At 57.1% G+C, this 20822-nt stretch carries 23 protein-coding genes and 1 pseudogene; 8 read left to right on the plus strand and 16 right to left on the minus strand.

All coding sequences use genetic code 11. The annotated features are described in order from the left end of the window. Positions 1-59: 59 nt before the first annotated feature. Positions 60-1448, minus strand: coding sequence for a succinate-semialdehyde dehydrogenase (gene sad / locus ACWYRJ_RS12915; protein ID WP_455508016.1), 1389 nt, complete (start codon positions 1446-1448; stop codon positions 60-62). Between the two features lie 98 nt (positions 1449-1546). On the opposite strand from sad, the gene ptrR reads away from it, so the two are divergent. Further along, positions 1547-2425, plus strand: coding sequence for a putrescine utilization regulator PtrR (ptrR, locus tag ACWYRJ_RS12920; protein ID WP_249576056.1), 879 nt, complete (start codon positions 1547-1549; stop codon positions 2423-2425). Here ptrR and ACWYRJ_RS12925 read toward each other — a convergent pair. The 3 genes and pseudogenes from ACWYRJ_RS12925 to ACWYRJ_RS12935 form a co-directional block, all read right to left on the minus strand. Beyond that, positions 2379-2861, minus strand: a complete 483-nt coding sequence (locus ACWYRJ_RS12925) for a GNAT family N-acetyltransferase (RefSeq protein ID WP_455508017.1) — start codon at positions 2859-2861, stop codon at positions 2379-2381. The genes ptrR and ACWYRJ_RS12925 overlap by 47 nt on opposite strands. 91 nt (positions 2862-2952) lie before the next feature. Next, positions 2953-3744, minus strand: a complete 792-nt coding sequence (locus ACWYRJ_RS12930; protein WP_111964605.1) for a PhzF family phenazine biosynthesis protein — start codon at positions 3742-3744, stop codon at positions 2953-2955. Between the two features lie 27 nt (positions 3745-3771). Continuing rightward, positions 3772-4560, minus strand: a pseudogene (locus ACWYRJ_RS12935) (PhzF family phenazine biosynthesis protein). Positions 4561-4737: 177 nt separating this feature from the next. Here ACWYRJ_RS12935 and ACWYRJ_RS12940 point away from each other — a divergent pair. Next, positions 4738-5934, plus strand: a complete 1197-nt coding sequence (locus ACWYRJ_RS12940) for a sugar transporter (protein ID WP_249576060.1) — start codon at positions 4738-4740, stop codon at positions 5932-5934. A 44-nt stretch (positions 5935-5978) separates the two neighbouring features. On the opposite strand, the gene ACWYRJ_RS12945 is transcribed toward ACWYRJ_RS12940, so the two are convergent. After that, positions 5979-6644, minus strand: a complete 666-nt coding sequence (locus tag ACWYRJ_RS12945; RefSeq protein ID WP_032651801.1) for a MarC family NAAT transporter — start codon at positions 6642-6644, stop codon at positions 5979-5981. 255 nt (positions 6645-6899) lie between these two features. Between ACWYRJ_RS12945 and marR the strand changes: the two genes are divergently transcribed. From marR to marB, 3 genes are read left to right on the plus strand one after another with little or no spacing between them, the layout of a single operon-like run. Beyond that, on the plus strand, positions 6900-7334 hold the full coding sequence (marR, locus tag ACWYRJ_RS12950) for a multiple antibiotic resistance transcriptional regulator MarR (RefSeq protein WP_111964608.1): 435 nt from the start codon (positions 6900-6902) through the stop codon (positions 7332-7334). Positions 7335-7356: 22 nt separating this feature from the next. Continuing rightward, positions 7357-7737 (plus strand): MDR efflux pump AcrAB transcriptional activator MarA, encoded by a 381-nt coding sequence (gene marA / locus ACWYRJ_RS12955; RefSeq protein WP_008502237.1) that lies wholly within the window; start codon positions 7357-7359, stop codon positions 7735-7737. A 33-nt stretch (positions 7738-7770) separates the two neighbouring features. Then, positions 7771-7986 carry a multiple antibiotic resistance protein MarB gene (marB, locus tag ACWYRJ_RS12960; RefSeq protein WP_455508018.1) on the plus strand — a complete coding sequence of 72 codons (216 nt, stop codon included), beginning with the start codon at positions 7771-7773 and terminating at the stop codon, positions 7984-7986. A 32-nt stretch (positions 7987-8018) separates the two neighbouring features. On the opposite strand, the gene eamA is transcribed toward marB, so the two are convergent. Continuing rightward, positions 8019-8924: an O-acetylserine/cysteine exporter gene (gene eamA / locus ACWYRJ_RS12965; RefSeq protein ID WP_111964610.1), complete on the minus strand. Its 906-nt coding sequence runs from the start codon at positions 8922-8924 to the stop codon at positions 8019-8021. Between the two features lie 194 nt (positions 8925-9118). Here eamA and ydeE point away from each other — a divergent pair, with 194 nt between their 5' ends. Continuing rightward, positions 9119-10312: an efflux MFS transporter YdeE gene (gene ydeE / locus ACWYRJ_RS12970; RefSeq protein ID WP_455508019.1), complete on the plus strand. Its 1194-nt coding sequence runs from the start codon at positions 9119-9121 to the stop codon at positions 10310-10312. Positions 10313-10358: 46 nt separating this feature from the next. Here the strand turns inward: ydeE and zinT are convergent, their stop codons facing one another. The 8 genes from zinT to ACWYRJ_RS13010 all read right to left on the minus strand — a co-directional run bounded on the left by zinT (position 10359) and on the right by ACWYRJ_RS13010 (position 18376). After that, positions 10359-11000: a metal-binding protein ZinT gene (gene zinT / locus ACWYRJ_RS12975; RefSeq protein ID WP_127730853.1), complete on the minus strand. Its 642-nt coding sequence runs from the start codon at positions 10998-11000 to the stop codon at positions 10359-10361. A 52-nt stretch (positions 11001-11052) separates the two neighbouring features. Beyond that, positions 11053-11751 carry an urea ABC transporter ATP-binding subunit UrtE gene (gene urtE, locus ACWYRJ_RS12980; protein ID WP_455508020.1) on the minus strand — a complete coding sequence of 233 codons (699 nt, stop codon included), beginning with the start codon at positions 11749-11751 and terminating at the stop codon, positions 11053-11055. A gap of 9 nt (positions 11752-11760) precedes the next feature. Further along, entirely contained in the window at positions 11761-12558 is a 798-nt protein-coding gene (gene urtD, locus ACWYRJ_RS12985; RefSeq protein ID WP_133294404.1) for an urea ABC transporter ATP-binding protein UrtD, read from the minus strand. Further along, positions 12558-13631, minus strand: a complete 1074-nt coding sequence (gene urtC / locus ACWYRJ_RS12990) for an urea ABC transporter permease subunit UrtC (protein ID WP_149366893.1) — start codon at positions 13629-13631, stop codon at positions 12558-12560. Before urtC ends, urtD begins: the two co-directional genes overlap by 1 nt. Continuing rightward, positions 13631-15205, minus strand: coding sequence for an urea ABC transporter permease subunit UrtB (urtB, locus tag ACWYRJ_RS12995; protein WP_455508021.1), 1575 nt, complete (start codon positions 15203-15205; stop codon positions 13631-13633). Before urtB ends, urtC begins: the two co-directional genes overlap by 1 nt. Before the next feature lie 24 nt (positions 15206-15229). Next, a complete protein-coding gene (urtA, locus tag ACWYRJ_RS13000) occupies positions 15230-16501 on the minus strand; it encodes an urea ABC transporter substrate-binding protein (RefSeq protein ID WP_047958573.1) in 1272 nt (423 codons plus the stop codon). Positions 16502-16702: 201 nt separating this feature from the next. After that, positions 16703-17806, minus strand: a complete 1104-nt coding sequence (locus ACWYRJ_RS13005; RefSeq protein WP_111964617.1) for a cobalamin-independent methionine synthase II family protein — start codon at positions 17804-17806, stop codon at positions 16703-16705. A 156-nt stretch (positions 17807-17962) separates the two neighbouring features. Further along, the gene (locus tag ACWYRJ_RS13010) at positions 17963-18376 is read right to left on the minus strand and encodes a rhodanese-like domain-containing protein (protein ID WP_455508022.1); all 414 of its coding nucleotides are present in this window, start codon (positions 18374-18376) and stop codon (positions 17963-17965) included. A gap of 73 nt (positions 18377-18449) precedes the next feature. Between ACWYRJ_RS13010 and ftrA the strand changes: the two genes are divergently transcribed. Further along, positions 18450-19457, plus strand: coding sequence for a transcriptional regulator FtrA (ftrA, locus tag ACWYRJ_RS13015; protein ID WP_455508023.1), 1008 nt, complete (start codon positions 18450-18452; stop codon positions 19455-19457). Between the two features lie 40 nt (positions 19458-19497). Continuing rightward, positions 19498-20034 carry a dihydrofolate reductase family protein gene (locus ACWYRJ_RS13020; protein WP_455508024.1) on the plus strand — a complete coding sequence of 179 codons (537 nt, stop codon included), beginning with the start codon at positions 19498-19500 and terminating at the stop codon, positions 20032-20034. A 162-nt stretch (positions 20035-20196) separates the two neighbouring features. Here ACWYRJ_RS13020 and ACWYRJ_RS13025 read toward each other — a convergent pair whose 3' ends face one another. Together ACWYRJ_RS13025 and ACWYRJ_RS13030 are read right to left on the minus strand one after the other, a co-directional pair. Then, positions 20197-20559, minus strand: coding sequence for a hypothetical protein (locus ACWYRJ_RS13025; protein WP_111964620.1), 363 nt, complete (start codon positions 20557-20559; stop codon positions 20197-20199). A 153-nt stretch (positions 20560-20712) separates the two neighbouring features. Then, the coding region (locus ACWYRJ_RS13030; RefSeq protein WP_019725171.1) for an IS1 family transposase at positions 20713-20822 on the minus strand (110 nt) is incomplete at its 5' end.

Consider the following 20822-nt stretch of genomic DNA (forward strand, 5'->3'; position numbering starts at 1 on the left):
TGACAGAACCATTGCAGATAAATGACAACGGCCCTCGCGATGAGGGCCGAAATTAAGGATTACACGCGATCCTTCCATACCGTCTGCGCGTTACAGAACTCGTGCAACCCAAAGTGGGAAAGCTCGCGTCCAAAGCCGCTTTTCTTCACGCCACCGAAGGCCACGCGCGCATCGCTGGCGCTATAGCCGTTGATAAACACGCCGCCGCACTCCAGCTCGCGCGAGAATTTATCCGCAAGCTCTGCGTCAGCGGTGAAGACCGTCGCAGACAGGCCAAAGTCGCTGTCGTTGGCAAGCGTCAGAGCGTGATCCGCGTCTTTCGCGACCGTAATGGCCGCGACCGGACCAAACAGCTCCTGACGGAACGCCGTCATCGACGGGGTAACGTTCGCCAGCACGGTTGGCGCGTAATAGTTCCCCTCACCGCCGATCTTCTCTCCGCCCAGCAGCAGCGTTGCCCCTTCTGCAAGCGTGGCCTGCACCTGCTGATGCAGTTCATCGCGCAGGTCAAACCGCGCCATCGGGCCCAGGTAGTTCTCTTCTTCTTCCGGCGCGCCCATCTTTAACGCAGCAACTGCATCGACAAAGCGCTGTGTAAAGTTCTTCGCAATACCCTCTTCCACAATAAAGCGTTTGGCCGCCGCGCACACCTGCCCGGTATTCTGATAGCGACCCGCCACCGCCGCCTTCACGGCAAGATCCAGGTCGGCATCGTTGAGGACGATGAACGGGTCTGAGCCACCCAGCTCAAGCACGCATTTTTTCAGCGCGGCCCCCGCCTGAGCACCAATGGCTGCCCCGGCACGCACGCTGCCGGTGACGGTCACCGCCGCAATACGACGATCGTTAATCGCCTGGCTGACGCCGTCATTGGTGGCGTTCACCCAGCCGAACACGCCTTCTGGGAAACCCGCATCCGCAAAGATCTGCGCGATAAGATCCGCAGAGCCGAGCACGTTGGGGGCGTGTTTGAGCAGATAGCTGTTACCGGCCAGCAGAATTGGCACCGCGCCGCGCAGCACCTGCCAGAGCGGGAAGTTCCAAGGCATCACCGCGAGGATCGGCCCCAGAGGACGGTATTCAATGACCGCGTTCTGGTTTTCCACCAGCGTAGACTCCGCACGCAGCATCGCCGGGCCGTGCTCGGCATACCAGTCGCACAGACCTGCGGACTTTGCCACTTCCGCCCGCGCCTGCAGGATGGGTTTGCCCATTTCACGGGAGATCGTCTGCGCCATCTCTTCCGCGCGGTTTCGCAGCGCGGCGCCAAGATCGCGCAGCTTTTGCGCACGGTGGGCAACGCTTTCTCGACGCCACTGGCGATAGCCCGCGTCGGACTGAGAAATTGCGCGGTCAACCTGTTCCGGCGTTGCCCAAGGCCAGGTTGAGAGGGTTTCACCCGTGGCCGGGCTGACAGAGAAGGCATGTGTAGCAGATGAATAAGTCATGTTGTTCTCCACGTGTTTCGGTTGATTAATTGTGGCTCACTCTGCTATTTCTTAAAAATGAATAATACTAACCACCTTATTCACGAAACGAGAACATTATGGATTTAACCCAGCTTGAAATGTTTAACGCCGTCGCACTGACGGGCAGTATCACCCAGGCGGCGCAGAAGGTGCATCGCGTGCCGTCTAACCTGACGACCCGCATTCGCCAGCTGGAAGCCGATCTTGGCGTTGAGCTGTTTATTCGTGAGAACCAGCGTTTGCGTTTATCCCCGGCCGGGCATAACTTCCTGCGCTACAGCAAGCAAATCCTCGCCCTGGTGGATGAAGCGCGCATGGTTGTAGCGGGAGATGAGCCGCAGGGGTTATTTGCCCTCGGCGCGCTGGAAAGTACCGCAGCCGTGCGCATTCCTGAAACGCTGGCGCAGTTTAACCAGCGCTATCCGCGCATCCAGTTTGCCCTTTCTACCGGGCCATCCGGGACGATGATCGATGGCGTACTGGAGGGAACCCTCAGCGCCGCCTTCGTCGACGGGCCGCTGTCGCACCCGGAGCTGGAAGGCATGCCGGTCTATCGGGAGGAGATGATGCTGGTCACGCCTGCCGGGCACGAGGAGGTCGCACGCGCCGCGCAGGTTAGCGGCAGCGACGTTTACGCTTTTCGCGCCAACTGCTCGTACCGTCGACACCTGGAGAGCTGGTTTCATGCTGACCGCGCCGCGCCCGGCCGCATTCATGAGATGGAGTCCTATCACGGCATGCTCGCCTGCGTTATCGCGGGCGCAGGCATCGCGCTGATGCCGCGCTCAATGCTGGAGAGTATGCCTGGGCATCATCAGATTGAAGCCTGGCCGCTGGCGGAAAACTGGCGCTGGCTCACCACCTGGCTGGTGTGGCGACGCGGGGCGATGACCCGCCAGCTGGAGGCCTTTATAGCGCTGCTAAACGAACGTCTTCAACCAGCGCCTTCTCCATAAACAGGCTGAGCGGGTCGTCAACGTACGGGGCAAACGCCGGGCGTTCATCGTATCCGCACTGTTCATAAAGACGCACCGCGGCGCGCTGTTTAATACCGGTCTCCAGCCGTACCGTGTGGCAATGACGGCTCAGGGCCTCATCTTCCAGGGCGGCCAGCAGCGTCTCGCCGAGATGCTGCCCGCGATGGGCCGGATCGATATAGACCCGCTTCATCTCGCCCGTTTCGTCGCCGTTGAGCACGATTGCGCCGCAGCCAACGGCCTGAAGCTGCTGGTCGCGAATGACCATCAGGATAAGCGAGGCTTCCGGCAGCGAAGCCAGATCGAGCAGATGATTACTTTCAGCGGGATAGAGTTCGCTCTGATAGCGGTCAAGCGCCGCGATCAGGCTAAGAATATCCGGGTGACGTGCAGATTCAGAGGTAATGGAATACATGGCAGGCTCCTTGCTTTTTTATGAGGCTAAATTTCAACATAGCGCAGGCCTGCCAGGGTGCTTCATAGTATTAACTTATCGCTCCGCCCTGTTAGCGCAAAAAGACACGCCCTTTCAGATACAGGGTGGCCTGACCGCCGATCAGCACGCGATCGCCCTTCAGCTCGCAGCGCAGATCTCCGCCACGGTGTGACACCTGGCGGGCATTGAGCGACGTTTTGCCCAGCTTTTCGCTCCAGTAAGGGATCAGCATGCTGTGGGCAGATCCGGTGACCGGGTCTTCCGGCACCCCTTCGCCCGGGCAGAAGAAGCGGCTGACGAAGTCATATTCTTCTCCCGGCGCCGTCACGCAGACCATTTTATCCAGCGGAAGCAGCGCCCCAATATCCGGCGTTAACGCTTCCACCTGCTGCTGGCTCTCCAGCACCACCAGGTAATCACGTCCGACGCGCACCTCTTTTGCCTCAGTGATGCCCAGCGCGCTAAACAGCAGCGCAGGTGGGTTCTCGACAACCTCCGTTGACCACGCCGGGAAGTTCAGCGTCAGCCAGTCGCCGCTGCGTTTGACGGTCAGCTCGCCCACGAAGCGCGTGGTGAAGGTGATTTCAGTGTGCGGATAGTCGAGGTATTCGAAAATAACGTGCGATGCGGCAAGCGTGGCATGGCCGCAGAGGTTAATTTCATCCAGCGTGGTGAACCAGCGCAGCTCAAACCCGCCGTCGGTGCGCACGAAAAAGGCGGTTTCAGACTGGTTATGCTGCTGCGCCATTTTGAGCAGCGTCTCGTCCGGCAGCCACTCTTCCAGAGGACATACCGCTGCCGCGTTGCCGCCAAAGGTTTTGTCGCTGAAGGCATCCACCAGATAAAAATCAATTTCCTGCATTGTCTCTTCCTCTCTTGTTATGGGTATTTAGCGCAGAAAAACTGTGCCTTTCAGATAAAGCGTGGCCTGTCCGCTCATCAGCACGCGCGAGCCTTTCAGCTCACAGCGCACGTCGCCGCCGCGCGCGGAAACCTGACGGGCAAGCATGGCTGTTTTCCCCAGCTGTTAACCCCAGTACGGGACCAGCATCGTGTGCGCGGAGCCGGTGACCGGGTCTTCCGGAACGGAAACGCCGGGGGAGAAAAAGCGGCTGACAAAATCGTATTCCCCCTCACCGCGCGCCGTCACGCTCACCTTATGCTCGCCCGGCGTCATCGCCGAAAAGTGTGGCGCAAGCGCCTCGACCTGCTGGCGATTTTCCAGCACGATCAGCCATGCGCGCCCCTTACGGGCTTCAACGTAGCGGCTGATACCCAGCGCCGAGAGCATCTCCGGCGGAGGTGTCTCTTCATGGGTTGGACATGCCGGGAAGTCCAGCGTCATCCATTCCCCCTCCCGGGTTACCGTCAGGCGACCAGAGGCGGTGTCAAAGTGGATCCGCGAGTCGGGGTAATCCAGTTCATTAAACAGAACGTACGCAGCGGCAAGGGTGGCGTGGCCGCAGAGATTGACCTCTGTAAGCGTGGTAAACCAGCGTAGCTCAATGCCCCCTTTAGTGCAGACGAAAAAAGCCGTTTCCGACTGATTATGCTGCTGCGCCATCTTCAGCAAGGTCTCATCGGGCAACCATTCCTTGAGCGGACAAACGGCAGCCGGGTTGCCGCCGAACGTGATATTGCTGAACGCATCGACCAGATAAAAATCAATCTCCTGCATTGTCTTACCGCCTGTTTTTATTGTGTTGTTCTTTTATATTCAATGAAAACAGCGTTCCCGGCTACCGCTTTCACAAGGTAAATATTGAGATCTGCATCACATAATGGTTGAGTTTTCGCCGTTCAACGTTTTAAGATCGTCTCCTCTTCTTTTCAGCAACGAATCTCCGACATCCCTATGACAACGAACACAGTTTCCCGCAGGGTTGCGTGGCTACGCGTGGTCACGCTGGCCATTGCCGCGTTTATTTTTAACACCACAGAATTTGTTCCGGTTGGGCTGTTGTCTGACATCGCTGAAAGTTTTCAGATGGAAACGGCTCAGGTAGGCATTATGTTGACCATCTACGCCTGGGTAGTGGCGCTGATGTCCCTGCCGTTTATGCTGCTGACCAGCCAGATGGAGCGACGCAGGCTGTTGATCGGCCTGTTTGTCTTGTTTATTGCAAGCCACGTACTGTCGTTTATGGCGTGGAGTTTTACGGTGCTGGTCATTAGCCGCATCGGCATTGCCTTTGCCCATGCGGTGTTCTGGTCGATCACCGCCTCGCTGGCTATTCGACTCGCACCGGCGGGAAAACGCGCCCAGGCGCTGAGCCTGATTGCCACCGGTACCGCACTGGCGATGGTGCTGGGTCTGCCGATTGGCCGCATCGTGGGGCAATACTTCGGCTGGCGTACCACCTTCTTCGCTATCGGCATGGGCGCGCTGGTGACGCTGGTGTGTCTGATTAAACTTCTGCCCGCGCTGCCGAGCGAACATTCCGGCTCGCTGAAAAGCCTGCCGCTGCTGATGCGTCGCCCTGCGCTGCTGAGTATCTACCTGCTGACCGCCATCGTCGTGACGGCACACTACACGGCGTACAGCTACATTGAACCGTTTGTGCAGGTGGTGGCGGGCTTTAGCGCCAACTTTGCCACCGTATTACTGCTGATCCTCGGCGGCGCGGGTATTATTGGCAGCGTGCTGTTCGGCAAGCTGGGTAACCGGCATGCCTCGACGCTGGTGAGCTGCGCTATTGGTCTGCTGCTGGCCTGCCTGCTGTTGCTGATGCCTGCCGCGGGCAGCGAAAGCAATCTGGCAATCCTCAGCCTGTTCTGGGGCGTGGCGATCATGATTATTGGCCTCGGCATGCAGGTGAAAGTCCTGGCCCTGGCACCGGATGCAACGGATGTCGCCATGTCGCTGTTCTCGGGGATTTTCAATCTCGGCATTGGCGCGGGTGCGCTGGTGGGAAATCAGGTCATACTGTACGTGTCGATGTCGGCGATTGGCTATCTGGGTGCCATTCCGGCACTGGTGGCGCTGATCTGGTCAGTGCTCATCTTCCGTAAGTGGCCGGTGGCGCTGGAGGAACAGGGGCAGCACGGGTAAGGTTTATTTATGCCGGGCAGCGCTGCGCTTACCCGGCAATCACATCAATGATAGGTCTTAATAATCTCCAGCACGCCGTTAATAATAAACTGCACGCCCATACAGACCAGTAAGAAGCCCATCAGACGGGAAATTGCCTCGATACCGCCCTTACCTACCCAGCGCATAATAGCGCCGGAGCTGCGCAGCGACACCCACACGATAAGACCGATAATCGCAAAAATCAGCGGCGGTGCCACCGTCAGCACCCAGTCCGGGAACGTTGCGCTGTCGCGCACCGTCGACGCGGAACTGATGATCATCGCGATGGTACCCGGCCCCGCCGTGCTCGGCATGGCAATCGGCACAAAGGCGATATTCGCACTCGGTTCGGTTTCCAGCTCTTCCGATTTGCTGGTCGCTTCCGGCGACTCATGCGCTTTTTGCGCCGGGAACAGCATGCGGAAACCAATGAAGGCCACAATCAACCCCCCGGCGATACGCAGGCCAGGGATGGAAATCCCGAAGGTATTCATCACCACCTGTCCGGCATAGTAAGCCACCATCATGATGGCAAACACATAAACCGAGGCCATCATCGACTGATGGTTGCGCTCGGCGCTGTTCATGTTCCCTGCCAGCCCGAGGAACAGCGCTACCGTTGTTAACGGGTTAGCCAACGGCAGCAAGACCACCAGCCCAAGGCTGATTGCTTTTATTAAATCCAACATAGTGCGTTGTCGTCCTTATCCATATTTAACACAGCAATTATAGGGGGAAAGTGTGACATTCAGCCATGGGCGCAACGTAACGATTATTTTCCTTCTGAAAAGATAACAGGAAGTTATCTCTATGATTTGAAACACCTTAAAAAAAGTTCATGAAACGTTTTAGCAATTCGTGGCATCGGCTGGTTCATTCAGTTGACTTATACTTGCCTGAGCAATAATATCTGCCGTGACTAACTACTTGCCAGGGCAACCATTGTGAAAAGCACCAGTGATATCTTTAACGACGTTGTTCCGCTGGGTCGTCTTATTCATATGGTCAATCAGAAAAAAGATCGCCTGCTCAATGACTACCTGTCACCGCTGGATATCACCGCAACACAGTTCAAAGTGCTGTGTTCCATTCGCTGCGAAGTGTGTATCACGCCGGTTGAGCTCAAAAAGGTGCTCTCTGTCGATCTGGGTGCGTTAACCCGCATGCTCGATCGTCTCGTCTGCAAAGGATGGATAGAACGAAGCCCTAACCCGAATGACAAACGCGGCGTACTGGTGAAGCTAACCAGCGATGGCGCGGCCATGTGCGAGAAATGTCATCAATTAGTAGGACAAACACTGCATCAGGAACTAACAAAAAACTTAACGGCAGATGAAGTGGCAACCCTTGAGCTTTTGCTGAAGAAAATCCTGCCGTAAACAGAAAAAAAGAGGTATGACGATGTCCAGACGCAATACTGACGCTATCACCATTCATAGCATTTTGGACTGGATCGAAGATAACCTGGAATCGCCGCTCTCCCTTGAAAAAGTGTCAGAGCGTTCAGGTTACTCCAAATGGCACCTGCAACGGATGTTCAAAAAAGAGACCGGCCATTCATTAGGTCAATATATTCGCAGCCGCAAGCTGACGGAGATTGCCCAGAAACTGAAAGAAAGCAATGAGCCGATCCTTTATCTGGCGGAGCGTTACGGATTTGAATCGCAGCAAACCCTGACGCGTACTTTCAAAAACTATTTTGACGTGCCGCCTCATAAGTACCGAATCACCAGCGTGCCGGGCGAATCCCGATACCTGTATCCGTTAAAACACTGTAGTTAATTATCGCCTGTAACAGACGTAACCGAGGAAATCATGAAAGTTATCGCCTCCGCCCTCGCCTTGCTGGTGCTGTTCTCCAGCCAGACCTTCGCGGAGCAAACCCCTCGTGCAACGCAGCAAAATAATCCTGATTCGATGATTTTGCCGTCAGCACATGACCAGTCGCCTTATGATTTCAACCACATGGGTGCTGGTAGCGACAAATCCGACGAATTAGGCGTGCCTTATTATAATCAGCACGGCTTCTGATTCGTTTTTGCCCCGCAGACGCGGGGCTTTTTTTATGCCTTTTCGCTTACCCGCGTCGTCCGACGCACCCGCAGACCAAACACGTTAATGTACAGCCCGGCCATGATCAGCACGGCGCCAAACAGCTGCAGCGCGCTCAGCGTTTCATCCAGCAATATCGCCGCACTGGCAAGCCCTACCACCGGCACCAGCAGGGATAACGGCGCGACGCGCCAGGTTTCATAACGCCCCAGCAGCGATCCCCAGATCCCGTAGCCCACAATGGTGGCGACAAAGGCCAGATAGACAAGAGAAAGGATCGTGGTCATATCAATGTCGACAAGGCTGTTCAGCATCACCGCCGGACCGTCCAGAATGCACGACGCCAGCAGAAACGGGATAACCGGGATCAGCGCACTCCAGACCACCAGCGACATCACCGCCGGGCGCGCCTCATGCTGCATGATAAGCTTGTTGAAGATATTCCCGCAGGCCCAGCTCAGCCCCGCAGCCAGCGTCAGCATAAACCCGAGCAGCGCCACGTGTTGACCATTCAGGCTGGCCTCGATCAGCACCAGCACGCCGAACACCGCCAGGGTGATCCCCGCCAGCTGTTTGCCCTGCAGGCGCTCGCCAAACACAAACGCCCCGAGAATAATGGTAAAGAACGCCTGCGCCTGTAGCACCAGCGAGGCAAGACCCGCCGGCATACCGAACTTGATGGCGCAAAAGAGAAACGCGAACTGGCCAAAGCTAATGGTCAGACCGTAGCCCAGCAGCAGTTTAAAGGGGATCTTTGGACGCGCCACAAAGAAGATGGCCGGAAAAGCGACCAGCATAAAGCGTAAACCGGCCAGCATCAGCGGCGGCATGTTGTGCAGCCCCAGCTTAATGACCACAAAATTAAGCCCCCATACCACGACCACCAGCAAAGCCAGCAGCCCGTCTTTACGCGTCATACCCTGCCCCTGAATTATTAATATTTTGTTAACACTTCAAGGTAACAGAAAAAAGCACGCTGCGAGAAGATCATTAATTCTGGCAGGCAGCTGAAGCACTTAGGGATAAATCAGGCGCTATACAAGCCCCTTATGTCATGGTAATCCTGTTAACACACATCTAATAAAAGCATAAGCAACTGTCGGGCAGGAATATGAAACCATCTCTCAGGCGCTCAACCGCAGCGCTGCTGGCATCGTCATTGTTGTTAACCATCGGTAGAGGGGCAACGCTGCCGTTCATGACCATTTATCTCACGCGCGTCTACAGCATGAGCGTTGAGAATATTGGTTATGCCCTGACCGTGGCGCTGACCATTGGCGTGGTATTCAGCCTGGGATTTGGCATTCTGGCCGATAAGTTTGATAAAAAACGCTACATGCTGATCGCGATCGTGGCGTTTATCGCCGGCTTTGTGGCGATCCCACTGGTCAATAACGTCACGCTGGTGGTGCTGTTCTTTGCGCTGATCAACTGCGCCTACTCCGTCTTTTCGACGGTGCTGAAAGCCTGGTTCTCCGACGTGCTCACTTCCAGCCAGAAGGCGCGGGTCTTCTCGCTTAACTACAGCTTCCTGAACATTGGCTGGACGGTCGGCCCGCCGATTGGCACCCTGCTGGTGATGTACAGCCTGCAGCTGCCGTTCTGGCTGGCGGCCTTTTGCGCCGCCCTGCCGCTGGGCTTTATCCATTTCTTTGTACAGAAAAGCGTGGCGTTAGATACCGCAGAGGAGAAGACGCCGTGGCAGCCATCGGTATTGCTGAAAGACCGCGCGCTGTTCTGGTACACGCTCTCTGGCCTACTGGCGTCGTACGTGGGCGGGTCGTTCGCGAGCTGTATTTCGCAATACGTTCTGGCCGCGCATGCGGACAGTGATTTCGCCGAAAAGGTGGTCGCCGTGGTGCTGCCCGTCAACGCCGCCGTGGTGGTGACGCTGCAATATGCGCTGGGCCGCAAGATCTCAGCCAGCAATATTCGCCCGCTGATGACCCTCGCCACCCTGTTTTTTATCCTGGGGCTGGGCGGCTTTATGCTCTCCGGGGAAAACCTGGTTTACTGGGGCATCGCTGCCGCCATTTTCACGCTGGGGGAGATTATCTATGCGCCGGGTGAATACATGCTGATCGACAACATTGCCCCACCGGGAATGAAGGCGAGCTATTTCTCCGCCCAGGCGCTGGGCTGGCTCGGCGCGGCGGCAAACCCGATGATCACCGGTATTATCCTGACCAATCTGCCGCACTGGTCCTTGTTTGCGATCATGATGGTCGCCATCATCATGGCCTGGCTGATGATTCTGCGCGGGATGAGCGTGAAGGCATGGTGCGAGTCACCCAAAGCGGCGTAGCAAATGTAGGCCGGGTAAGACGAAGCCGCCACCCGGCAATAAAGCATCAGTGGTGCAACATCTCCTCCACCACCTGCTCTTTGTACATCTCATTCGGATAATAGGTCGGCCAGTTATCCATCTCTTTCAGCAGCGCCTCGTGGGAGGTATTGCCCATGAAAATGTGGAAGTGAGACGAGGCCTTCGGCCCGATGGTGTGGTCGCTGAACTGCACGAACTTCGGCGCCTTGCTAGCGGCGTCCTTACACTCAAACAGATAGCGAACGCCTTTCTTACCTGACGCGTAGGTCAGAATTTTGTAGCCGCTGTAATCATACTGACAGCGGCTGACCGCTTTGCCCTGATGGAATTCCATCACGTTATTTTCGATACCGATGGCATCCACGTCCGTCGCATAACCCGTGCGGTAGTAGGCTTTGACCTCATCAAAGGATTTGCTTTTATCCTTCTGCGCTTTCTGCTTAAAGACCGGATCCAGCGAACCATCGAGCAGGAACGGATAGACCGACTGCCAGGTCCCGTCCCAGTCAGACAATGCTCTGTCCTTCACGTCCTTATCCTCAAACACGCCGTTCGCCGCCTTCTGTTCCGCTTCGGTCATCTGATGGCCGTGCGAATGAGCAAACAGCTGGCCGCTGACCAGCAGCGCCCCCAGAGTCATGGCAAATTTTCCAATATGTGCAGCCAAGATAACATCCTCATTCCGTTTTATAAGAATGAGGATGTTATATTATAACATTTCAGATCGCAACCAGGCCGCGAACGCCCTCCTGCTCCATGCTTTCACCCCGCCCGCGCTGAATAATCGTGCCGCGCGACATCAGCAGATAGCTGTCGGCCAGCTCGGCGGCAAAGTCGTAAAACTGCTCCACCAGCAGGATCGCCATGTCACCTCTTTGTGCCAGAGTACGGATCACGTGGCCGATCTCTTTAATGACGGAAGGCTGTATGCCTTCTGTCGGTTCATCCAGGATCAGCAGCTGCGGACGGCTCGCCAGCGCGCGACCAATCGCCAGCTGCTGCTGTTGTCCCCCGGAGAGGTCCCCCCCGCGACGATGCTTCATCTCTTTGAGCACCGGGAACAGCTGCCAGATCTCCTCCGGCACCTGCTTCGCCTCGCGTGCTGAAAATCGCGACAGCCCCATCAGGAGATTCTCCTCTACGCTCAGGCGCGGGAAAATCTCGCGACCCTGCGGGACATACGCCACGCCAGACTGCACCCGCTGGTGCGGTTTGCTATGGGTGATCGTTTTTCCCTGCCAGATGACCTCCCCGGTTTTGGCCGGGATCAGCCCCATCAGACACTTCAGCAGCGTGGTTTTCCCTACGCCGTTGCGCCCCAGCAGGCAGGTGACTTCGCCGGTGACGGCCTCAAAGCTCACGCCGCGCAGAATATGGCTGCCGCCGTAATATTGATTCAGTTCGTTGACCTGTAACATTCCCTCTCCTTAACGTCCCAGATAGACCTCAATCACCTGCTCGTTGGCCTGCACCTCGCGAAGTGAACCTTCCGCCAGCACGCGCCCCTGATGCAACACCGTCACGCGATCGGCGATGGTTTCGACAAAGCCCATATCGTGCTCAACAACCATCAGGGAATGCTTTCCTGCCAGCGTTTTGAACAGCTCTGCGGTGTATTCGGTTTCCGCGTCGGTCATCCCGGCTGCGGGTTCATCCAGCAGCAGAAGATGCGGGTCCTGCACCAGCAGCATGCCGATCTCCAGAAATTGCTTTTGTCCATGGGAAAGCAGCCCGGCGCGGCGGTCGCGTTCGGCGGTCAGCCGAAGTAAAACCAGCATCTCATCGATCCGGTCGAGCTGCGCGCCGTTGAGTTTTGCCCGCAGGCTCGCCCAGACGGATTTATCCGTTTTCATCGCGATCTCAAGGTTTTCCCACACCGTCAGCGCTTCAAAGACCGTGGGCTTCTGGAATTTACGCCCGATGCCCTGGCGGGCGATGGCCGCAGGCTCCAGCGCGGTCAGGTCAATGGACTGATCGTAAATCGCCCTGCCGCTCTTTGGCCGCGTTTTGCCGGTTATGACGTCCATCAGCGTGGTTTTACCGGCCCCGTTGGGACCGATCACGCAGCGCAGTTCGCCTACGCCGATATTCAGCGAGAGATCGGTCAGGGCCTGAAATCCATCAAAATTAACGTTAATGGATTCAAGCTGAAGTACAGGATCAGTCTGGTCCCGGTAGCGATCGCCGGGCAGCTGGCGGGTGAATAACCCTTCGGCTGGCTGCATTATTTTTCTCCCTTACGAAACAGTCCATAGACGCCGCGCGGTAAAAACAGCGTAACGGCGATAAAAATCAGCCCCAGAAACAGCTGCCAGTATTCCGGCATCGCGACGGTGAAGAAACTTTTCGCCCCGTTCACCAGCGCCGCGCCAATCACCGGCCCCACCAGCGTGCCGCGCCCGCCCAGCGCTACCCAGATGGCGGCCTCTATCGAGTTCGTCGGCGACATTTCGCCCGGGTTGATAATGCCCACCTGCGGGACATAGAGCGCCCCCGCCAGACCGCACAGCACGGCAGAAATCGTCCACACCAGCAGCTTGAACCCGCGCGGATCGTATCCGCAAAACGTCAGGCGGTTCTCGGCGTCGCGAACGGCGGTCAGAATGCGGCCAAACTTGCTCTTCGCCAGCGCAAATCCGCAGCCCAGGGCCAGGAGCAGCAACAGCACGGTCGCCAGAAACAGCGCGATACGGGTGGTCGTTTCCGTTACCGAAAACCCGAGCAGCGTGGTGAAGCCGGTAAAGCCGTTATTGCCGCCAAAGCCGGTTTCGTTGCGAAAGAACAGCAGCATCCCGGCATAGGTCAGCGCCTGGGTCATAATCGAAAAATAGACCCCTTTGATCTTCGAGCGGAAGGCAAACCAGCCAAACACCAGCGCCAGTAGCCCCGGCACCAGCACAATTAGCACCAGCGCCCAGGCAAAATGCTGGGTTCCCCACCAGAACCACGGCAGCTCGCTCCAGGAAAGAAACGACATAAACGCAGGCAGACCGTCACCCGCGGCCTGGCGCATCAGGTACATGCCCATCGCGTAGCCGCCCAGGGCGAAAAAAATGCCGTGCCCGAGAGAGAGCATCCCGGCGTAGCCCCATACCAGATCCAGCGCCACCGCAACGATGGCATAGCAGAGGATCTTGCCAGTCAGCGTCAGCATCCAGGTTGACAGCGCCAGCGGATGCGTTGCAGGCAGTAAGGCGAAAAACGGCAATATCAGCAAGCACACCACCAGAAGGCTGCCTACAATCAGCGTTGTGCGTGGCGCTTTGCGCGCCAGCGTTAAGGTCAGCGGCTGGCTCATCAGTCAATCACCCTCCCTTTCAGCGCAAACAGCCCCTGCGGGCGTTTCTGAATAAACAGCACGATCGCCACCAGAATCACGATCTTGCCCAGCACCGCCCCCATCTGGGGTTCAAGGATTTTATTAAAGATCCCCAGACCAAACGCCGCGGCCACGCTGCCTGCCAGCTGGCCTACGCCTCCGAGCACCACCACAAGGAAGGAGTCGATGATATAGCCCTGGCCCAGCTCCGGCCCGACGTTACCGAGCTGCGATAACGCCACGCCGCCTAACCCCGCAATTCCGGAGCCAAGCCCGAACGCCAGCATATCGACGCGCCCTGTCGGTACCCCGCAGCAGGCGGCCATGCTGCGGTTTTGCGTCACCGCCCGCACGTTAAGCCCTAGACGAGTTTTATTCAGAATGAGCCAGGTAAAGAACAGCACCAGCAGCACGAAGCCCAGCACCACGATGCGGTTCCACGGCAGCGTCAGGTTGGCAAAAACCTGCACACCGCCGGAGAGCCAGGCTGGGTTAGCTACCTCCAGGTTCTGGGCGCCAAAGGTCATGCGCACCAGCTGGATGAGCATCAGGCTGATCCCCCACGTTGCCAGCAGCGTTTCCAGCGGGCGACCGTACAGATGACGGATCACCGTGCGCTCCAGCACCATTCCAATGCCCGCCGTCAGGCAGAACGCGACCGGCAAGGCGATAACGGGATAGAGCGCCAGCCACTGGGGCGCAAGCCCGGCCATCGCCTGCTGCACCATCCAGGTGGCATATGCCCCCAGCATTAGCATCTCGCCGTGGGCCATGTTAATCACCCCCAGCAGGCCGTAGGTGATAGCCAGCCCCAGCGCGGCCAGCAGCAGCACCGACCCGAGGGAGAGCCCCATAAACGCCTGGCCCAGCAGATCGCCCCACATCAGCCGATGCTGGATCTGGCTAAGACTCTCTTCTGCGGCCGCGCGCACGCCGCCCTCCGGCTCAGTGTCTGGCTGGGTAAACGGAGTGAGCCTGGACTGTACGTCCGGATCGTCGGACTGACCTAATAGTTCGACGGCCTTGCGGCGCACTTCTGCCTGCGGGCTTGCCAGCTGGAGGTTCGCGACCGCCAGCAGCAGCGCCTGACGCGCCACGGCGTCCGTTTCATCGTTCACACGTTTTTCCAGAAAAGCGAGCATACCGGGCTGGGCATCGCGCTGCAGCTGACGCGCCGCCGCCCGTCTCTCGGTGACACTGTCACTCACCAGCTGATGGGTGGCGATGGCGGTCGCAGCCAGCACGCGCAGCCGGTTCGTCAGACGAACGGCTTTGGTTGGCCCTTCTGCGGCACGGGCGTCCCCAAGCGACACCATTTGCCCGTTACGCTGCGCAAAGGCGTGCTTTTGACTGTCGGCATACAGGTTTTCCTTCTGCAGGGACTGAAGCAGCGGAAGCCTGGCGGCATCCGGCGCGGCGGCCCACTGCGTCAACAAATCCGCCTGCTGGCTGCGGCTGGCGGCAACAAAAAGATCGGCATCCGATGCCTGCACCATCCCTGGCAGCAGTCCGGAAAGCCATACAAGAGCGATGAACAGGCGCATGGCGTTCATGACGTTTCTCCCTGCGGTGATGGCTTAGTTGCTGGCGGTTTTCATCGGCTGGTCGGGCTTTTTGTCATTCCCGGCGATGAACGGGCTCCACGGCTGGGCGCGTACCGGCTGTTCCGTCTGCCACACCACGTTGAACTGGCCGTTACCTTCGATTTCACCGATCATGACCGGCTTATGCAGATGATGGTTGGTGGCATCCATGGTAAGCGTAAAGCCTGACGGTGCCTTAAAGGACTGACCGGCCATCGCCGCACGGACTTTGTCCACATCGGTTGTGCCTGCTTTTTCTACCGCCTGCGCCCACATATGAATGCCCACGTAGGTCGCCTCCATCGGGTCGTTGGTAACCACGGTGTCGGCGTTCGGCAGCTTGTGCGCCTTCGCATAGGCTTTGTAATCCGCCACGAACGCCTGGTTAGTCGGGTTATCGACGGACTCAAAGTAGTTCCAGGCCGCCAGGTTACCCACCAGCGGTTTAGTGTCGATCCCGCGCAGCTCTTCTTCGCCGACGGAGAACGCCACCACCGGCACGTCGGTCGCCTTCAGACCCTGGTTCGCCAGCTCTTTGTAGAATGGAACGTTAGAGTCGCCGTTGATGGTCGACACCACGGCGGTTTTGCCGCCCGCGGAGAATTTTTTGATGTTGGCGACGATGGTCTGGTAGTCGCTATGACCAAACGGGGTGTAAACCTCTTCGATATCCTTATCCTCCACCCCTTTCGAATGCAGGAACGCGCGCAGGATCTTGTTGGTGGTGCGCGGATAAACGTAGTCAGTACCCAGCAGGAAGAAGCGTTTCGCCGCGCCGCCGTCTTCGCTCATCAGGTATTCAACCGCCGGGATGGCCTGTTGGTTCGGCGCCGCGCCGGTATAGAACACGTTTGGCGACATTTCCTCGCCTTCATACTGCACCGGATAGAACAGCAGGCCGTTCAGCTCCTCAAAGACCGGCAGTACGGATTTGCGCGAAACCGAGGTCCAGCAGCCGAATACCACCGCCACTTTATCCTGACTTAACAGCTGGCGCGCCTTCTCGGCAAACAGCGGCCAGTTTGAGGCCGGATCCACCACTACCGGCTCCAGTTTCTTGCCCAGCACGCCGCCTTTGGCGTTGATCTCGTCGATGGTCATCAGGGCGACATCTTTAAGCGGGGTCTCGGAAATGGCCATCGTGCCGGAGAGAGAATGCATGATCCCCACTTTGATGGTATCGGCCGCCTGCACGCCAAAACTCATTCCCATCGCCACGACGGACGCGGATAACGCAAAGGCTTTTAATAAGGTACGACGGTGCATATTTTCACTCCTGAAAAAGAACGCTGTGCGAAAACGTCCGTTACGGCGTGGACGCGGAAATAAATGTGTCAGCGAAGCAGGAGCAAAAAGAATGCCAGAATGGAGATAGCGCTATTTCCGGGAGGGGAACGCAGGATGTAAAGAGAACGTCTCAGAATGGCACAGCGCTGCACTTTTATAATGCAGCGCCGCCTAACGGATTTACCAGACTTCGCTGGCGATCTGCGTGACCAGACGGACTTTGTCCCACTGCTGGGTTTCGCTCAGGCTGTTGCCCTCTTCGGTCGAGGCAAAGCCGCACTGCGGGCTGAGGCAAATTTGCTCTTTCGCCACGTATTTCGCCGCCTCTTCCAGACGGGCTTTGATTCCCTCCGGGTTCTCCAGCTCGCCGTTTTTCGTGGTGATAAGACCCAGCACCACCTGCTGCTTGCCCGGGCGAACAAAGCGCAACGGCGCGAAATCCCCGCTGCGGTCGTTATCGTATTCCAGGAAGAAGGCATCAACGTTGACCGTTCCGAACAGCACTTCCGCCACCGGCTCGTAGCCGCCTTCGGAAATCCAGGTGGAGCGGAAGTTACCGCGGCAGACGTGCAACCCGATGGTCAGATCGTCCGGCTTGCCCTCCAGCGCCTTGTTCAGGACGCGGGCATAGATACGTGCAAGCTCATCGGCATCGTCGCCGCGCTCGCGGATCTGACGACGCTGATCGTCCGAACAGAGGTAGGCCCATACGGTATCGTCCAGCTGCAGGTAACGGCAGCCTGCATCGTAGAATGCGCGAATCGCGTCGCGCCAGGTGGTCGCCAGATCGTCGAAATAGACGTTCAGGTCCGGATACACCGTCGCATCAATGTCTTTGCGACCGCCGCGGAAATGCAGCACGCTCGGACTGGGAATGGTCATTTTTGGCTGGGCGTTACCGCTGATGCTTTTCAGATAGCGGAAATCGTCCAGCATCGGGTGCTCGCCAAAGCCCAGCTTGCCGGTGACGCGCACGCCGTGGGCTTTGGTTTGCACCCCGTTAAACTGGATGCCCTGCTGCGAATCGTAACGCTCAACGCCCTGCAGACCGTCGAAGAAGTCGAAGTGCCACCAGGCGCGGCGAAACTCACCGTCGGTCACGACATGCAGGCCGCACGCGCACTGCTGCTCAACGACGTGGCGAATGGCTTCGTCCTCCACCGCGCGAAGCTGTCTCGCGTCAATCTCGCCGCTGGCAAATTGCAGGCGAGCCTGCTTGATGGCATCCGGGCGTAAAAAACTGCCGACTACGTCGGCGCGGTATGGGGCGTGGTGTCGTTGCATGGAAATCTCCTCAGTCTGCCGGCAATAATTGCCCGCAGTGATAATTCATTATTTGAACTTTTAGACTTCTGGATGTCTAAATGTCCAAAAACAATGTCATACCTCCCCGGTACCGGCAAACGAGAAAATTTCACGGGTGTTGAAAAAAATTCATCTTCACAGCGCGGCAGTGGTTTCGATGCTGGCAAACGCGTAGCGTTCATCTTCCCAGCCGGTGATCCCACCGAGCATGATTTTGACCGGCAGCCCGAGACGCGCCAGCTTCAGCGCGGCTCTGTCCGCGCCGTTACAGTGCGGCCCTGCGCAGTAGACGACGAACAGCGTCCCTTCAGGCCATTGGGCCATGCGCTCAGCGGTCATCTGGCTCCACGGCATATGCAGAGCGCCCGGCACATGGCGACGGGCAAACTGCTCCGGGCTCCCCACCACGTGCAGCAAAACAAAGTCCTGCTCATTATTGGCGATGGCGTGATGCACATCGGCGCAGTCGGTTTCTACGCTCAGGCGACGCAGAAAATGGGTGACGGCTTCCTGCGGCTCGGCAGCCGGAAATTCAGTAACATAGCTCATGATCCTTCCTCATCTTTGGCGTTTGTGTTAACACTACTCTATCCAGAAATTCAGCACGTGAATGCGCTCGCTTATGCCAGAAAACAGCAAAAAGATGACAAACTTAAGACAAATTGCCCGCCCGCTGGTGGTGGTGCTGGCCTATGACGGCCTGTGTACCTTTGAGTTTGGCGTAGCGGTGGAGATCTTCGGTCTGCCACGTCCCGAGCTGGGCGATGAATGGTATCGTTTTGCGGTGGCGAGCGTGGATAGCGGTGAACTTCGGGCAACAGGCGGGATCCGTATCGTCACCGATGGTGATTTAAGCCTGCTTGCGTCTGCGGACCTGATTGTGGTTCCCGGCTGGCGTGGGCTGGACTCGCCGGTTCCGGACGCGCTCTGCAACGCATTACGTCAGGCCAGCGCGCGAGGATGCCAGCTGCTGTCCATCTGTTCGGGCGTATTTGTGCTGGCCGCTACGGGGCTGCTCAACGGGCGCAAAGCCACGACGCACTGGCGCTACATTGAGACGCTTAAAGCCCGCTACCCTGACATCGACGTGGTTGAGGATGTGCTCTACCAGGACGAAGGCGATATCCTGACTTCTGCAGGCAGCGCGGCGGGGCTCGATCTCTGCCTTCACGTTGTACGAAGGGATTATGGAATGGAAACCGCTAACAGCGTGGCGCGGCGGCTGGTCATTCCCCCACACCGGGATGGCTCTCAGCCGCAACAGCTGAGCCGCCCGGTGGCACAGCTGCGGGAAAGCCAGCGCCTCGGCCAGCTGTTTGATTTTCTGCACACGCATCTTACCGAGCCGCACAGCGTCGACTCGCTGGCGCGTCGTGTCGGTATGAGTCAGCGCACGTTTCTTCGTCGCTTCGAGGCGGCAACAGGAACGACGCCTGCCCGCTGGTTACTCAATGAGCGCCTGCTGCGGGCGAAAGATTATCTGGAAAGCAGTCGTTTAAGTATCGACAGCATCGCGGAACAGACCGGGTTTGGCCAGGCATCGACGCTGCGTCATCACTTTCGCCAGCAGTTCGCGATTTCCCCGGCCCAGTACCGCAAACAATTTTCTCATTCCGCTACAGCCCGCTGAGGCGTCAGTCTTTTGGTTTCGCAGGAATACGGAGAACCTTATGGTCACCACACACGTTTTTATCGCAACCAGTCTTGATGGTTACATCGCCCGACACAATGATGATATCGACTGGCTCCTGCAGCGCGATGATCCGACGGAGGATCATGGCTATGCGGCGTTCATCGCTGACAAAGAGTGGATAGTGATGGGCAGAGGCAGCTATGAGAAAGTGCTGACCTTTGACGCATGGCCTTATGACCGGCACGTGCTGGTGCTCTCCAGACAGCTGGCCGACACGCCCGTGCCCGACGCGCTGAAGGGAAAAGTACAATTTTCAGGGCGCACGCCAAAGGAGGTGCTCGACTACCTGGCGTTGCAGAACGTCCATCGCGTCTATCTCGATGGCGGGCAGGTGATACAGTCGTTCCTGCGAGAAGGACTGGTGGCCGATATGGTGATCACGACCGTTCCTGTCCTGCTCGGTTCGGGAAAATCGCTGTTTGGCGCCCTGCCAGAGGATATCGATTTGACGCTGGTATCCAGCCGCAGCTTTCCTTCGGGTCTGGTACAGTCGCACTATCGACTGCTGTCATAAAACGACGGTAAACACTGCGCAAAAAAAACCGCCAAAAAATGGCGGTAAATGCTTGCATGGATAGATTTGTATTTTGGTCTCTACGTCCCGACACTCCATGGCCGGGCTGCGGATCCCATACAACCTAACACCCGTTGTCTTAACGAAGGTTAAACAGTCTTATTAACCTGCATGAGTATTGATCTGCAAATAACGCATAAGGCCCTGTTCAGCGCTCTGTTTTGCGTCATCATTTATGGCTTCAAGATAAAATGACCGCGCCACTCCATAAGGTGCTTTATCAGAGGGGTACGCCGCAAAATGGAATGTTTTTCCTATCGTCTGCTGGGTGCAGTCTAATTCCCAACGCACATCGTTAATTTTTTTACTGGTACAGGTAACGGCTCCATAATCGCTGGTCAAATAGGAACCAACGCGAATTTCTGCCGATTGTATATATTCTGGTTTGTTATCACCAGCATAACGAATCCCTGCAACGGCCCCAACAGCAACCGCCAGAAGCGCAAGCGCAATTATTTTTTTCATTTATTAATGACCCGTTCCTTAGCCAGAGATTAACTATTATATAAGATTTATCCTTAATGCAAATATCCGATTATGGACCAGAAATGGCACTTTACAAACATTCATAACTTTTTAGGAAATGTCCTGGACAATTTTCCGGGTAATGACTCCAACTTATTGATAGTGTTTTATGTTCAGATAATGCCCGATGACTTTGTCATGCAGCTCCACCGATTTTGAGAACGACAGCGACTTCCGTCCCAGCCGTGCCAGGTGCTGCCTCA

The organism is Enterobacter sp. (assembly GCF_977039595.1).

Coding starts and splice junctions, on each gene's coding strand:
- ACWYRJ_RS13010 (WP_455508022.1), bottom strand. CDS start 18,376: ATGAGCTATGTTACTGAATTTCCGGCTGCCGAGCCGCAGGAAGCCGTC.
- urtA (WP_047958573.1), bottom strand. CDS start 16,501: ATGCACCGTCGTACCTTATTAAAAGCCTTTGCGTTATCCGCGTCCGTC.
- ACWYRJ_RS13025 (WP_111964620.1), bottom strand. CDS start 20,559: ATGAAAAAAATAATTGCGCTTGCGCTTCTGGCGGTTGCTGTTGGGGCC.
- eamA (WP_111964610.1), bottom strand. CDS start 8,924: ATGACGCGTAAAGACGGGCTGCTGGCTTTGCTGGTGGTCGTGGTATGG.
- ftrA (WP_455508023.1), top strand. CDS start 18,450: ATGCCAGAAAACAGCAAAAAGATGACAAACTTAAGACAAATTGCCCGC.
- ydeE (WP_455508019.1), top strand. CDS start 9,119: ATGAAACCATCTCTCAGGCGCTCAACCGCAGCGCTGCTGGCATCGTCA.
- sad (WP_455508016.1), bottom strand. CDS start 1,448: ATGACTTATTCATCTGCTACACATGCCTTCTCTGTCAGCCCGGCCACG.
- ACWYRJ_RS12925 (WP_455508017.1), bottom strand. CDS start 2,861: ATGTATTCCATTACCTCTGAATCTGCACGTCACCCGGATATTCTTAGC.
- ACWYRJ_RS13005 (WP_111964617.1), bottom strand. CDS start 17,806: ATGCAACGACACCACGCCCCATACCGCGCCGACGTAGTCGGCAGTTTT.
- urtC (WP_149366893.1), bottom strand. CDS start 13,631: ATGAGCCAGCCGCTGACCTTAACGCTGGCGCGCAAAGCGCCACGCACA.
- urtD (WP_133294404.1), bottom strand. CDS start 12,558: ATGCAGCCAGCCGAAGGGTTATTCACCCGCCAGCTGCCCGGCGATCGC.
- urtB (WP_455508021.1), bottom strand. CDS start 15,205: ATGAACGCCATGCGCCTGTTCATCGCTCTTGTATGGCTTTCCGGACTG.
- ACWYRJ_RS12940 (WP_249576060.1), top strand. CDS start 4,738: ATGACAACGAACACAGTTTCCCGCAGGGTTGCGTGGCTACGCGTGGTC.
- ACWYRJ_RS12945 (WP_032651801.1), bottom strand. CDS start 6,644: ATGTTGGATTTAATAAAAGCAATCAGCCTTGGGCTGGTGGTCTTGCTG.
- ptrR (WP_249576056.1), top strand. CDS start 1,547: ATGGATTTAACCCAGCTTGAAATGTTTAACGCCGTCGCACTGACGGGC.
- ACWYRJ_RS13020 (WP_455508024.1), top strand. CDS start 19,498: ATGGTCACCACACACGTTTTTATCGCAACCAGTCTTGATGGTTACATC.
- ACWYRJ_RS12930 (WP_111964605.1), bottom strand. CDS start 3,744: ATGCAGGAAATTGATTTTTATCTGGTGGATGCCTTCAGCGACAAAACC.
- marB (WP_455508018.1), top strand. CDS start 7,771: ATGAAAGTTATCGCCTCCGCCCTCGCCTTGCTGGTGCTGTTCTCCAGC.
- marA (WP_008502237.1), top strand. CDS start 7,357: ATGTCCAGACGCAATACTGACGCTATCACCATTCATAGCATTTTGGAC.
- urtE (WP_455508020.1), bottom strand. CDS start 11,751: ATGTTACAGGTCAACGAACTGAATCAATATTACGGCGGCAGCCATATT.